This window comes from Pedobacter sp. GR22-6 (genome assembly GCF_037402555.1).
GTDB lineage: Bacteria > Bacteroidota > Bacteroidia > Sphingobacteriales > Sphingobacteriaceae > Pedobacter.
Genome location: NZ_JBBEUC010000004.1, coordinates 423383 through 436468 on the forward strand (window position 1 = coordinate 423383; position 13086 = coordinate 436468).

Sequence of the window (13086 nt, forward strand, 5' to 3'; positions counted from 1 at the left end):
CCTATCTAAACAATGGCATTTGACGCATTATTATATCCCTATTTTTTCGCAATCCTGATCATCCATATACTCGACCCCCTCTGGTAACTCCCCATGTTTAAGCGGGCCGGCTGTTCGTTTTATCGCTTCCAGCAGATTATTCCTCATGGTATCATTGAAAGTAAAAATAACTTTCCCGCTTTCATCGTAAACGGTTACATAATCCGATACCAGATTGTGATGAACGAATAATGTCCGTTCTATAGCACTCCAGTATTCTCCTTCTTCAACATATTTTGTTTTGATTTTGATATGGCTCATGACATCATCTTATACAGGATAAAAATAACTGTAATATATGATCTTTGCATAAACATCTTGTCAAACAAATGTTGCGAAACCGCATACCAGCAGAATTAACAGACCCTGATGGCCCCAATACCGAGTAGCTCAGCCAGTTTCAGGAGTTTCGAGGAAATATGGCCCCTTCCTATTGCGCAATGGTGTGCCGGCCCATGAGCATTCCAGCGCTCTACAAAGTCCCTTGGACTGATATCAAATTTATACCGGCTATTGGTGTTACCGATTTCAAGTATAGGTCCGGGCACCGATTCGGCTTCTGCAAGCAAAAAGACGACTTTGCCATCAACAGTTTCTACTACGGATAATAAAGTTACAGGTCCATGAGCGACAGACATCTCCACAGATAGTCCAGATCCAACTTTCCCATGAAACTCCTGTAAAGGCTTCACTTTGATTTTTCCCTCTGCTATACCAGAATGACAAGGGCCGTCATGCCCCATCAATACCACGTCCGCCGAAAAATCCATCGCATAGTATTCGGTGAATGATCCTCCTGCCCCAAAACTATCCATGATCTTCATGGCCTGCACATTTTTGACCTCATATTCCCCTGCCACAGGAACACTCCGGGCTGTTAATAAAGAGGCTCCCAAGATAATGGAACTCATGGTCTCTTCGTTTATCCGGTTACCCATCCCTTTGTGGTAATAAGCTATGGATCCCAGTTGGTGCCGCTCCAACAGTCTGTCCAGAGCTACAGCAGTCTTTGCAGCACGTTTCAGCTCAGGTAAGGGACAATCCTCCTGAATTTCGAAAAGCGAAGCGAATTCCATCATTTTTCCGGAAACCTCATTTTCCGTAACCAGTTCGCTCAAAGCGGAAAGCTCATCCACTTCTATAATTTCTATATGGCCTCCAAACGTGCACAGCTGCAAAGTCAGGTTGCTATAGACATCCAACATTCCCCCGTAATAATTGCCCATTAGTCCCATCCGGTTTTCCGACATTACACGTGCCACTTTTGCTGCAGACACCCAGTCTGCTACCTCGTTCCAGGCCTTAGGGTCGTTTCGAAGCATACCCGTAACCTGGTAGAACGGGATATTTGCCCTTTTGAAAACATTCGCGATTTCAGGGAGGGAACAAGAGGAACAATTGGCCAGCCATTCACCGGTCATCGCAGTGCGGTTGCCCATCTTATTGAACTGCTCATAGTCGATATTTGCCTGGGGTGATAAGTTCAGGACAATAACGGGCACTTTTACGTGCCGCACTACGGGCAGGACAGTCGCAGACAAGGCATAGGTCGTTACATACAGGAATAAGACATCTACATCTGATTTTCTAAAATCATGTCCGGCCTTAAAGGCCTTCTCAGGTGTATCCACAAGTCCCAGATTGATCACTTCAGCACCATAAGCGCTCAAGTTTGCACTGACTTCATTCACATAGCCTTCCAATCTGGCCTGCAAACCCTCAAACTGGCTCCAATAGGTTTCAAGCCCTATTCCAAATAAGCCAATTTTCAATTCGTTATTCATATCTCTTAATTAATGAAGGATTATATTATTTTAAATTTAAGATGGTAACAGGGCCAAGGAGACCGGACTTCAGCAATGGGGAATCTTTTGAATAATGCCGGTAAGTCGTATGCGTCAACCGATGCTCCGTTGGCAGGCCTTCATCCCCGATCAAACGGTTTGGCCATAAATTGACCACCTCTATTTCCAGGACATTGTGCTTCATTTTCAGCGCAGAAGTAATGTCTACCTCCCATGGCGCAGTCCAAAGAACGCCAAGGTCTTTACCATTGAGTTTCACCCGGGCCATATGGTAAACCTCTCCTAAAGACAAAAGAAATTTACTATTGCTCTCCGCTCCGGGAAAATCAAAACTTTGACGATACAATGCCGTCCCAGAATAGTACTTAATGCCTTCGTTGGGATGTAACGTCCAGTCAGAAAGCCCTTCAAAAATGACATGCTTTGGTCCGCCCCACCTCTCATCGAAATGTACTTCCCAACTCGCATCCAACACTTTTGCTACCGTTTTTTCTGCAAAATTTGATTTTCCTGCAGTCCCTGCCTTATTTCCATTGCTGAACACAATAAAGTAACTTTCATAGGGCTCAAATTTCAATGGAATGGTAGTTTCATTACCCGCTAAACTAAATTCAGGAAGATTGCGGGTTGCTCCGGTAACAGGATTCCAAAGCTGCGGACTACCTAATGTACTGCGAAAACGTGCTTCTGTTTTTAGAACATGACCTGTTCGATTAGAGACAAAATATACATCTAAACCCGCGGACCTGCGATGGGTATATCTTAGCGCTCCATTCGCTATAAAATCAGGTACTATACCTCTTGACTTCAAGAGCTCTGCTGTAACCTCATAGCCAGGATAAAGGTTGTCATTACTATTTCCAATAGCTGCGTTATCAATCACTTTTCCGGCGCCCCATAACATTTTTACGAGTGCAGCAATTTTTTCATCGGCCGTAAAACGGTCCGTTAAGCCAGGAGATCTCGTTGGAGGCGGCCCAACTACGGTTGCCCCTGCATTTACCAGCGCTGCAATTTTTTCCAATAATGCAGGAGTCATGGTATTGCTCGCGGGTAAAACCAACATTTCGTAAGATGCCCCTCCGGGAAAAACAATCTTTCCTTTCTTCACACTGGCCTTATACAATTGTCCTGGCGCACAGGCATCAAAATTATAGCCTTTTCTATCGGGAAGAAAAGCATCACCTTCAAGTGCAGAAGATGGCGGTCTGAATACATGTGGAGATCCTTCCGGACTCAGGTACAATAGATCAGCCACTGTATTGCCCTGTTGCAATACAAACTGGCATCTGGAAATGTAATCGTGATAAGTACCTACCATTGGCCACCAGGTCTGGTTCCTGTCCCAATGCACACCATATGGTCCCATGGTCATGCCCGGTCGCAGCGCATCCGGCAAACTCTGACTTTGGAAAGTATGGTACACAAATCGGTTGATTCCAGCAGCAAATGCCCAATCCCCCTGGTCCTTCATCATCCCGGGATACTGCTTCCAACCTTCATTGTTTTGCGCGGTAAATGCTTCAGCCGGAATCAAAGCATGGCCTTCCACATGCCCAACAGATGTAGCTTCTATCACGCTGTACGTTGCATTGAAACCCAGGCCTTTACTCCAGAACTCTGCCATTGGCACATCAGCGATGGCACCCAATTCCAAATCAGCTGTAGGGTTCATATCATACGGTTCTATTGAGAGTTCAAGTCCGTTGCGGGCTGCAAATTTTTTAACCTGCCGGGCGTGGTAATCGAGTACAAGTTCCTGAGCGGTCTGTCTTAAATCCCATAAAAACCTTTCCGAAACCTCTAGGCTTTCTACAATATTTCCAGCATATACCGGGTAAAAAGGCAAGGGATCATACCCCCGTCTCCTTAAGAACTCTTCGCGAAATTTAGGTGTCCAGTTTTGCGCTCCCATTTCCCAGCTATCCATATGAAGACGCTTCAGTCCCCCTTTTGCGCCAGGTTTAGGCCGACCAATTTTTCTGATCAAAGTACCCACGTAATGCTCCAGATGAGCATTAATGGCAAGCGTATCGAATTTATCTGCTTCAAAACCTAGTCCCGGCATTGGCGCCGGACGCGTGATCGAACTGTTGTTTCTTCTCCCAAAGCGGAGAATGGTCCAGTTCCCTTTAGGGATAATCCAGTCCAGCGTTCCATCGGCAGCGAGCTTATCCGTCAGGTTCAGGATACCGTCTTTGGGAATCAAAGCTCCTGCTGGCAATTTTTCATAATTGGACGGGACAGGCAAATAGGGCTTAACACCTTGTACTGAGGAATACGGAGCCCGATAGTACAAAGCCTTTTCGTCGATATCAGCGATGCTTTTCTGAATGGTCGGACTTGGATAAGCCAATACAGCTACATCTTCGTAAAAATCATTCCACTCTTTCTTCAATTCCGGAGTAAAAGCGCCCTCTCCAAAGTAAGGGGCTTTTTGTGCCGGTATAGGCAGATGGATCGAGCCTTGGCCCTCCCTGACTTCCAGGGACGAAGAGACCAGGATTTGCATAGACTGAGCGATGTCCACCCAAGGTCCTCCACTTCCTGTCCAGCCGGGGCCTATTCCCAATGTGACCTCAATACCTAAGCGTTCGGCTTCATGTACAGCATGAACAAACAGCTCCTGCCATTCCTCACTAAAAAAAGTTACCGGTCCGCGTGCAACCCCTACATTGACTTCCAGAAATATCAAATTGGCAATTCCGACCCGTTTCATAGATTCCAGGTCTTTGGTCATGGTTTCAGCCGACATATTCCCATCCATGAAATACCAGTACACCCCTGGTTTAGCAGAATCAGGCGGCAGCAAGAATCCTTTTTTTAGCGCATTTAATGAGATTTGGGGAGATTGTATCTTCGTGCTACAGCCAATAGCTAGTAAGAATGCTATAAGCAAATAACTGACCTGTTGTTTTTTCATTTTTCAATGGCTAATAAAACGGCGTTTCCTTCATGGAAATAACTGCCGGCCAAATCTAGCGCAATGGGCATTTATCTTTTTACCCTATTTGACTTTAAAGTTGTCATTTTTGATATTTTATCAACCCATACCGGCTTTGGGCCATCAGCTTTCCAACGCAAGTGAAAAAGAAAATACCGAGCCCTCTCCTGGCCTGCTCTGCAAACGAATCTCTGATCCATGAAGCTTCAGTATCTCTGAAACCAGATACAATCCAATACCAAAGCCTGAAACATGGCTCTGCTGCTGATCTTGTCTCACCCTGTAAAAGCGCTCGAATAAATGGCGCTGATCCTCTTCGGCGATACCCAGGCCCTGATCCGCAAAGCTAATTTCTACCTGATTGTCCCTAACCAGGCAGTCTATCGTGATCCTTGATCCCGAAGCTGAATATTTTACTGCGTTGCTAAGCAGATTGGTCAGCACCTGCCCCAATTTATCACGGTCGGCGAGCAATTCTACTTCTGGACAAGCATCCATTACCAATTGATGACTGGAAGCCAGAATCTCCGCTTCCAGAACCACTTCTTTCATTAAATCCGCGAGAGAAAATTTACTGAGCGACAGCGTCATTTTACCTTCCTCCAGGCGAGAGAGGTTTAAAAAGTCATGGATCATGGTAGACATTTTTCCAGTCTGCACCTCTGCCCTGGTCAAAAGCCGGGTACTGAATTCGTCTGTACGCTCACGCGCCTTGATCAAGGCCAACTGGATATAGGACCTCAATGAGGTTAAAGGCGTTTTCAGTTCATGGCTCACAATGGAAATGAAATCATTCTTACGTTGTTCCTCCAGCTTTTTATCTGTAATATCCCTGGCAATCTTGGAAAGACCAATGATGTTGCCAGCATTATCTTTAATCGGAGATATCGTTAGAGAAACATCAATCAATGTACCCCATTTGGTCATTCTCCGGGTCTCAAAATGCTCCACTCTTTCTCCAGATTTCAATTTTCCGAGAATTAACGGTTCCTCCTGATGACGGTCAAGGGGTATCAGCTTGAGGATAGATTCCCCGATCATCTCCTCCGCGGAATAACCAAAAATCCGCTGAGCCGATGCATTCCAGCTAGTAATGGTACTGTTCAAATCTTTACTAATGATGGCATCGTCGCTGGAAGTAATGATAGCCGAGAGGATTGCACTTTTTTCTTCAGCAATTTTTATTGCCGTGATGTCTCTGGCAATCTTGGATACCCCGATGATCAGTCCTTCCCTGTTACGAACTGGAGAGATCGTTAAAGACACGTCTACAAGTTGACCATCTTTTCGCCTCCTTTTGGTATGAAAATGATCTACCCTATCACCATTTCGAAGTCGGGAAAGAATGTGGGGTTCTTCATCCGCACGGTCTTCCGGGATGAGTCTAAGTATCGACGTTCCAATCATCTCTGAAGCGGTATAACCGAAAATACGCTCTGCAGAAAGATTCCAGCTGGTCACGATACCATCCAAATTCTTGCTGATGATCGCATCATCTGAAGAATCTATAATAGCAGAAAGCACTGCACTTCGTTCCTCTGCCATACGATAGGCAGAGTTGAGTTCATCCTGTACACTAATGATCTGATTCGCTTGTTCAATGTCATCCATACGCTTTCGGTATCAAAACAGAAATATGCTAAAGCTAAGCATATTTCTGCAAGAAAAACAGTCATTGTCTCCGCTTAGTTTTAATAGTTAAACCGAGTATAGGTTTAGCGCCTTTTTTTGAAATATCCTTGCAGCTTTAAGTTATTATATGCAACTTTGCTGCAATTGTGAAAAACACTTCGTTGCAAATCCGGAAAAAGCTACATCAGTTGACAGCATTACTGCTGATCGGCATGTTTGTATCTCTTTTTGCTGTGCAGGCTTTCCACTCACACTATGATGAAACTTCCAGTAATGCAGGTTTTGAGAAGGAAATCGTCCCCGTTTCCGAGCATTGCGAAATCTGTGTATTTCTGGCCCAACTTCAACATAAAGATTACTTGATGCCGAATCTGGAACCCATGTTGATTCCATCCCTACCCGCCCCGGAACATCTGAGCGGCGTTTTTACCGGCAATTACAAATTCACTTTACAGGGCTTCACCAATAAGGGTCCGCCAAGCTTTATTTCTTAAGAAAACCGGTATTCCGGCTCCGGCTCATTGATTTCATTTGAGCCAAACCTTCATCATTTCATTTTTTTTAACAACGTATGCGAAAACTCATCGGTATGTTGCTATGCCTGTGGATCGGAACATCTGCAATGGCACAGCAACGTGTACTGTCGGGCCATGTGACCAATGCCGACAATCAGCCTTTAGCTAAAGTACAGATCGAAATTGCCGGGACGGCAATTCTAACGGAAACCGATCTGGCTGGTAAATTTCAGTTTCAAAATCTCCCGGCGGGGCAACTTCAGCTTATTGCCACATTAATTGGCTTTCAAACTTATCGTCAACAACTGAGCACTGAACAGCATGCCAGAATCCACATTACCATGCACACCCCAAGTCACCAGTTGACCGAAGTAGTCGTAGCTGGTCAGGGAGTGGCAAGCAGAAAGCAGGCAGAGTCCCTGAACCTGGAAATTGTAGACAGTAAGTTTATTCAGCGCCATCTTGGAGGTAGTTTGATGAAAACATTAGAGCGATTGCCGGGCATCAAAACTATAGGCATTGGTTCCGGACAATCTAAACCACTGATTCGCGGATTAGGTTTCAACCGAGTGGTTGTCGCAGAAAAAGGCATCAAGCATGAGGGTCAGCAATGGGGAGCCGATCATGGCCTGGAACTCGATCAATTTGCGGCAGGAGAAGTAGAACTCTTAAAAGGGGCAGCTTCGTTCATTTACGGTTCAGATGCGATTGGGGGCGTAATCGTCGTAAAGCCGGCAGCAATACCAGAGGCAAATACCCTTGGCGGTTCTCTAGACCTCATCGGAAAAAGCAACAATAATCTTTACGGTACCTCTGTGAATCTCTTTGGCCGAAAGGAACATTGGTTTTTCGATTCCAGATTGACGTACCAGAGCTATGCCGATTACCGGGTACCAGCAGACAGCGTATCGGTTTATAACTTTCCTGTTCAATTACATGAAAAGCGATTAAGGAATACTGCGGGCAAAGAAAGCGGTTTACACTTCAGTACGGGATACCTGAGCGACCATTTCAGATCAGTTCTTTACCTGAGCAACGTATACAACAAAAGCGGTTTCTTTGCCAATGCACACGGACTAGAGCCGCGCCAGGTAGATACGCGATTGCATGATGCATCCGCCAGGGACATCCAGACGCCTGGTCAGCAGGTCAACCATTTTAAAGCCATCAGCAGAAATACCTGGAATACCGCCCATCAGCGCATCGAACTCGATTTAGGTTACCAGCGCAATTTCAGAGAAGAGTTTAGTCAATATGTGAATCATGGCTATATGCCTCCAATCTATCCGGACACGATGACTATTCCATCTCATTTGGAAAGGGAATTTGACAAACAAGTATACTCCTTCAACCTGCGGGATGAGCTCAGCTTCGGCAAGCATACCTTTACACTCGGCTTAAACGGAGAGCAGCAAAACAATACTATAAGTGGCTGGACCTTCCTTGTTCCTGCTTTTAAGCAGCAAACACTTGGGGTATTTGCACATGAGAAATTGAAGCTTACCGATGAGGTATTGCTCCATGGTGCGGTCCGTTATGATTACGGCAACATCCGTACATCAGGGTATACCGACTGGTTCCCATCAGAGATTTCTGAAGGAGGGATTACCCGCTCAGAATATGCAAAACGAGCTGAAGAACTGAACCGCAGTTTCCACAGTTTTGTTTGGTCGGCGGGAATAAACTATAACCGAGACGCTTTTAACCTTAAAGCCAATATTGGCAAGAGCTTTCGTATGCCTATAGCTAAGGAATTGGCTGCAAATGGAGTCAACTACCATTATTTCAGCTATGAACGAGGCGATGCCAATCTATCAGCAGAACAGTCCTATCAGGCGGATTTAAGTCTGGGTTGGAATACCGGAAAATGGTCGGTACAATTGAGTCCCTTCTACAATTATTTCCCGAATTATATCTACCTGAACCCTACCCCCAATCACGATTACAACTATGGTGCGGGCAATCAGATTTTCCAGTATACACAAAGCCGCGTGATGCGTTACGGAGGGGAACTGCAGGTAAAATATAATTTCTGGAAGAACCTGAGTACTGAAGTACTGGCAGAATACCTGTATGCTGAACAATTGTCGGGCGATAAAAAAGGCTACACCCTTCCCTTTTCGCCTCCGGTATCAGTATTGCTAAACTTGAGCTGGTCGCCGGAATTGCCTGGGCTTAGGGACAGTTACCTCTCCCTGGACTATAGGATCACAGGCCGACAAAATAATATTGTTCCTCCCGAAAAAGAATCTCCCGGCTATCGGATCGTAAACCTGCAGGCAGGCACAAAAATAAAGCTTTATAAACAGTCCCTTATACTCAGCGTACAGGCGCAAAACCTGCTAGATACCAGATACCTCAATCATACCAGCTTCTACCGGCTCATCGAGTTGCCGGAAGCGGGAAGAAATATCGTACTGTCGCTCAAAATCCCCTTTATGTTACATACACAGAAATCACAACAATAAACAACACCAATATGAAAACAAAGATCATTTGCGCATTGCTCCTCACCGGAGCAATACTTAGCAGTTGCAAGAAAGATGAAACTGTAGCTGAACCCGCTGCACCAACAGCGGAGAACATCGAAATTGGCACAGGCAATAACAAGCAGGCCCTCAGGGGACGGGATTTCCACCTGAATGCTGATGTATTGGCCGGCGATAAAATCCAGGATGTACAGGTAAAAATCCTCCAAAAAAGCGGGGAAACTTATACATCCACATGGAAACTGGAACTGAACTGGGCCGAATATAAAGGTGCAAAGAACACCAATGTACACAAGCATTTTACCATTCCCGCTGAAGCCCCTGAGGGAAAATATGTTTTCTATTTCATCGTATTGGATGAGAATGGCAGCAAACTGGAGATCAAAGAAGATTTCACCATCACTGATCCGGCGAATGTACCTGTCGACCCCAAAATAGGCCGCGACATTTTCTCCAGGAACGGAACGATGATTTATTACATGGATACCTACGTGGAAAAGGAACTGATCTTCAAAAAAGGTGATGAATTCACTGCACATGCACAAATCAGCGACATCAAAGGCGACGGCTTGCTTTATACCGTACTGATCAAGCGCAAAGCCAATTATTTCCCGGAAAGCATCGACAAGCTCGATTTTAGCAAAGCGATTGTCATCTCTAAAGGCGAACATAAGAACCTGCCTGCTGCGTCCAAGCTCTCTACATTGAAACAAATCAATGGCGTGTACGGTGGAGAAAGCATCATCATTGGTGCAAGCAACGATGGCAACGAGCCAAATGCAAATCCCATTTCAGGAGCTAAAGCATGGGAATCTGGCCAATACAACCTGGTAATCCTTTATAAGAATACAACCTATAACGTCAACGTCTATAAGTCAATTCCCATCACCATTGATTACCAATAAACAACACCTATGAAATTTATCCAAACGGCTTTCTTCATGATGGCCATGTCCTTAGTGCTCAGCAGCTGTTCGAAAGAGGAAAAAGAAAACATTGATACCACATATCCTGTAATCGACCTGTCGGTAGCCAATGCCTTCCCGCAGCAATGCAGCGTAGTCAAACGAGGTGAAAAGTTTATGTTCCGGGCCAACCTGACTGACAATGCACAACTGGGTTCAGTTAGTGTCGACATCCACCATAACTTCGACCACCATAGCCACAGCACCGAAGTGAACGACTGTCAGCCCGAAGCCGTAAAAACTCCGCTGAAGCCTTTCCTGCTGATCAAAAGCTTTACGATCCCTTCAGGACTGAACAATTACCAGATTGCGGAGGAAATTTCCGTGCCCGCAGATATCGATCCCGGCGATTACCACTTCCTGATCAGACTAACAGACCAGGCTGGCTGGCAAACCATCAAGGGCATCAGCATTAAAATTCAGTAAAACAAACACATCATTCATTAAACCCTTAAAAAAATGACAACAATGACCAATTCATTCAAATCAGCGGCAATCACTTTTATCGGAGCAGCAGTACTTTTCATGAGCTCATGCAAAAAAGACGATGAGACAACACCCCTTAAGGAAGGTATAGCGCGTTCCGAAATCACCCTGACCGAAGTAACAGGAGCAGCGATCGAAGCACACGGAGATCACTTCCATGGCTTGACAGATCTGGTTTCGGGAGAGAAAATCGTCATCAAATTCAACGAAAATGGAGCCGCTACAGAAAACGGGCACCTTCACCTGGAGGCCGACGCAGTCTATCGCTTAGAACTTAAAGCCTGGGATTACACCGGAAAAGAAGTACAAAACCAGTTCATTCAGAATAAAGCCACAGCAGATTTGTTCAAAGCTTTCCTAGTGGGTGGCAACCTCGTTCTCAACAAAGATTCGCAAGATGAAAGCGGCGCTATCTTCCAACCAAGAGAAACCAATTATGCCGATGGTACGGTGGTCACAGGCCAGTACGAAACTACAGGCGTATTGGCTTACCTGACTGTAGGGCACGACAATGAAGGCCCAACCAAAGCGATTAGCTATGTCATGAGGAAACTCAATAAGGACCTAAAAGCTACCATTACCAGGAGCGATTGGAACCATAATGACTATGCAACCAGGTTTGCAGGAGAAGATGTCCTGAAACTGAAGTTCGAAATCCATGTAGAAGAAGGACATGGTCACTAGTATACTTATGAGCTCCCCAAGCGGGGGCTCATGTATTTTCTAATGGGCTTATCTACAAATTTCCACACCAGATAAGCCAGGCCAATCAGCAATAAAGTTCCTGCTACAATGATCGGTACCATCTCATTTAAGGTTGGTTTCATTCGCGCCACATAGCTCAGGAAAATCCATAAAAATCCATAATGGATCATGTAAAGCGGATAAGAAAGTTCGCCCGAAAGTTTACAGATTTTGCGGAACGCAGGCCTAAGTGTAGCCCCCGCCCCTAAGGCCACCAGTAAAGGGAGGTAAAACACAACAATCAGGGGATCGGCAATGAAATTGATTTGATCGGAATAGGGAAAAAGAAAAGCGAGGGCCAATAAGCCACTTAACCCAACGAAGCCCAGACGCGACTTGATGATCCAGCCGGAGCGGTAGATCAGCATTCCGGCCAGAAAAGAAAAGGCCACCCGGATACCACCCCCTAAAAAGTTATCGCCACCCCAGCCGACACCCAAAAATCTGGATTGATAGGCCTCGTAGAAAAGTGCAGCCGCAGCCAGTAAAGTCAGTCCCCATAACACTTTGTTTTTTAACCGGACGAGCAGTACCGCATAAATAATATTGGCGATGTATTCCCAAAATAGCGACCAGGTAGGCGGATTCAGGTGAAAAAGATTGAAATAGCGTTCTGTAACAAGAGGATAAGGAACCAGGAAAGCGGAAGATAAAAACAGGAGAAAGCCCTGACCGGCACCATATTTTTCATATAGATTGCTGAACGGATCGAAGACAAAGGTCAGCAAACCGATCAGAGCTCCGATAAACACGAGGGGATGAAGGCGGATAAGCCGCAACTTCAAAAACCGGCCGAGGCCTATACTTGCTATTTTCCGGTCATAGGCGTAGGCGATCACAAAGCCAGATAGGCAGAAGAAGAAATCGACCGCCAGGTAGCTGTGCGCAATGAAATTATCATGATAATCGGGCACAGCAAATTCCATAAAATGGAAAATGACGACAGCCACTGCCGCAATACCCCTAAGACCATCCAGGATCTCGAAGTGCGGCTTTTTCTGTAAAACAGATACATCTGGTTCTTGGGTATTCATTGGTGTGTGTTAAGCACACCGAAGAACGGCAAATAGGCAGATAATTCCGTATCAAATATTCTGCATATTGTCTCAAAGCGATACCACCATCTAATTTATGTTGATGCTGAACATCCGCGCAAGATTTTATTACGTTAATGATGCCGGGACAACAATTGACATTTTTATATGAATAATGATTCTGGCGACAGGATAAAGAAGATCATTAGCAACATCAGGCAGATGAGGCTGGATAAAAACTATACGCAGGACTATATGGCCATGAAATTAAATATATCTCAGAACGCCTATAGTAAACTTGAACTCGGCCGCAGCAGCCTTTCCCTGGATAGGCTATTTCAGATTTCTGCGGTTTTAGAAATCGAGATATCTGAACTTTTCTGTAACTAGTTAATTGCAATTCGCATCGCGGTATAGGATTTGAGGTAGGGCT

11 protein-coding genes are annotated in these 13086 nt (G+C 45.3%); 6 read left to right on the forward strand and 5 right to left on the reverse strand.

Going from position 1 to position 13086, the window contains the following annotated elements; all coding sequences use genetic code 11:
* Window positions 1-30 precede the first annotated feature (30 nt).
* The 4 genes from WAE59_RS19885 to WAE59_RS19900 form a co-directional block, all read right to left on the reverse strand.
* Entirely contained in the window at window positions 31-300 is a 270-nt protein-coding gene (locus tag WAE59_RS19885) for a hypothetical protein (protein WP_337857736.1), read from the reverse strand.
* 95 nt (window positions 301-395) lie between these two features.
* Window positions 396-1823, reverse strand: a complete 1428-nt coding sequence (locus WAE59_RS19890) for an arabinose isomerase (RefSeq protein ID WP_337857737.1) — start codon at window positions 1821-1823, stop codon at window positions 396-398.
* A 25-nt stretch (window positions 1824-1848) separates the two neighbouring features.
* Window positions 1849-4767, reverse strand: coding sequence for a glycosyl hydrolase (locus WAE59_RS19895; RefSeq protein WP_337857738.1), 2919 nt, complete (start codon window positions 4765-4767; stop codon window positions 1849-1851).
* A gap of 144 nt (window positions 4768-4911) precedes the next feature.
* Window positions 4912-6399 (reverse strand): PAS domain S-box protein, encoded by a 1488-nt coding sequence (locus tag WAE59_RS19900; RefSeq protein WP_337857739.1) that lies wholly within the window; start codon window positions 6397-6399, stop codon window positions 4912-4914.
* A 209-nt stretch (window positions 6400-6608) separates the two neighbouring features.
* On the opposite strand from WAE59_RS19900, the gene WAE59_RS19905 reads away from it, so the two are divergent.
* The 5 genes from WAE59_RS19905 (at window position 6609) to WAE59_RS19925 (ending at window position 11559) form a co-directional block, all read left to right on the forward strand.
* On the forward strand, window positions 6609-6914 hold the full coding sequence (locus WAE59_RS19905) for a hypothetical protein (protein ID WP_337857740.1): 306 nt from the start codon (window positions 6609-6611) through the stop codon (window positions 6912-6914).
* Between the two features lie 77 nt (window positions 6915-6991).
* Window positions 6992-9403 (forward strand): TonB-dependent receptor, encoded by a 2412-nt coding sequence (locus WAE59_RS19910; RefSeq protein ID WP_337857741.1) that lies wholly within the window; start codon window positions 6992-6994, stop codon window positions 9401-9403.
* A gap of 11 nt (window positions 9404-9414) precedes the next feature.
* Entirely contained in the window at window positions 9415-10329 is a 915-nt protein-coding gene (locus WAE59_RS19915) for a DUF4625 domain-containing protein (protein WP_337857742.1), read from the forward strand.
* Window positions 10330-10338: 9 nt separating this feature from the next.
* Window positions 10339-10815 carry a DUF4625 domain-containing protein gene (locus WAE59_RS19920; RefSeq protein WP_337857743.1) on the forward strand — a complete coding sequence of 159 codons (477 nt, stop codon included), beginning with the start codon at window positions 10339-10341 and terminating at the stop codon, window positions 10813-10815.
* A 42-nt stretch (window positions 10816-10857) separates the two neighbouring features.
* Window positions 10858-11559, forward strand: coding sequence for a hypothetical protein (locus WAE59_RS19925; protein WP_337857744.1), 702 nt, complete (start codon window positions 10858-10860; stop codon window positions 11557-11559).
* A 5-nt stretch (window positions 11560-11564) separates the two neighbouring features.
* On the opposite strand, the gene WAE59_RS19930 is transcribed toward WAE59_RS19925, so the two are convergent.
* Complete coding sequence (locus tag WAE59_RS19930; protein WP_337857745.1) at window positions 11565-12653, reverse strand: acyltransferase family protein; 1089 nt, start codon at window positions 12651-12653, stop codon at window positions 11565-11567.
* A 168-nt stretch (window positions 12654-12821) separates the two neighbouring features.
* Here WAE59_RS19930 and WAE59_RS19935 point away from each other — a divergent pair, with 168 nt between their 5' ends.
* The gene (locus tag WAE59_RS19935; protein ID WP_337857746.1) at window positions 12822-13043 is read left to right on the forward strand and encodes a helix-turn-helix domain-containing protein; all 222 of its coding nucleotides are present in this window, start codon (window positions 12822-12824) and stop codon (window positions 13041-13043) included.
* Window positions 13044-13086 lie beyond the last annotated feature (43 nt).

What these genes read in the sequence shown, in the direction of transcription:
- WAE59_RS19885 (WP_337857736.1), bottom strand. Translation starts at nt 300, where the DNA reads ATGAGCCATATCAAAATCAAAACAAAATATGTTGAAGAAGGAGAATAC.
- WAE59_RS19890 (WP_337857737.1), bottom strand. Translation starts at nt 1,823, where the DNA reads ATGAATAACGAATTGAAAATTGGCTTATTTGGAATAGGGCTTGAAACC.
- WAE59_RS19895 (WP_337857738.1), bottom strand. Translation starts at nt 4,767, where the DNA reads ATGAAAAAACAACAGGTCAGTTATTTGCTTATAGCATTCTTACTAGCT.
- WAE59_RS19900 (WP_337857739.1), bottom strand. Translation starts at nt 6,399, where the DNA reads ATGGATGACATTGAACAAGCGAATCAGATCATTAGTGTACAGGATGAA.
- WAE59_RS19910 (WP_337857741.1), top strand. Translation starts at nt 6,992, where the DNA reads ATGCGAAAACTCATCGGTATGTTGCTATGCCTGTGGATCGGAACATCT.
- WAE59_RS19915 (WP_337857742.1), top strand. Translation starts at nt 9,415, where the DNA reads ATGAAAACAAAGATCATTTGCGCATTGCTCCTCACCGGAGCAATACTT.
- WAE59_RS19920 (WP_337857743.1), top strand. Translation starts at nt 10,339, where the DNA reads ATGAAATTTATCCAAACGGCTTTCTTCATGATGGCCATGTCCTTAGTG.
- WAE59_RS19925 (WP_337857744.1), top strand. Translation starts at nt 10,858, where the DNA reads ATGACCAATTCATTCAAATCAGCGGCAATCACTTTTATCGGAGCAGCA.
- WAE59_RS19930 (WP_337857745.1), bottom strand. Translation starts at nt 12,653, where the DNA reads ATGAATACCCAAGAACCAGATGTATCTGTTTTACAGAAAAAGCCGCAC.
- WAE59_RS19935 (WP_337857746.1), top strand. Translation starts at nt 12,822, where the DNA reads ATGAATAATGATTCTGGCGACAGGATAAAGAAGATCATTAGCAACATC.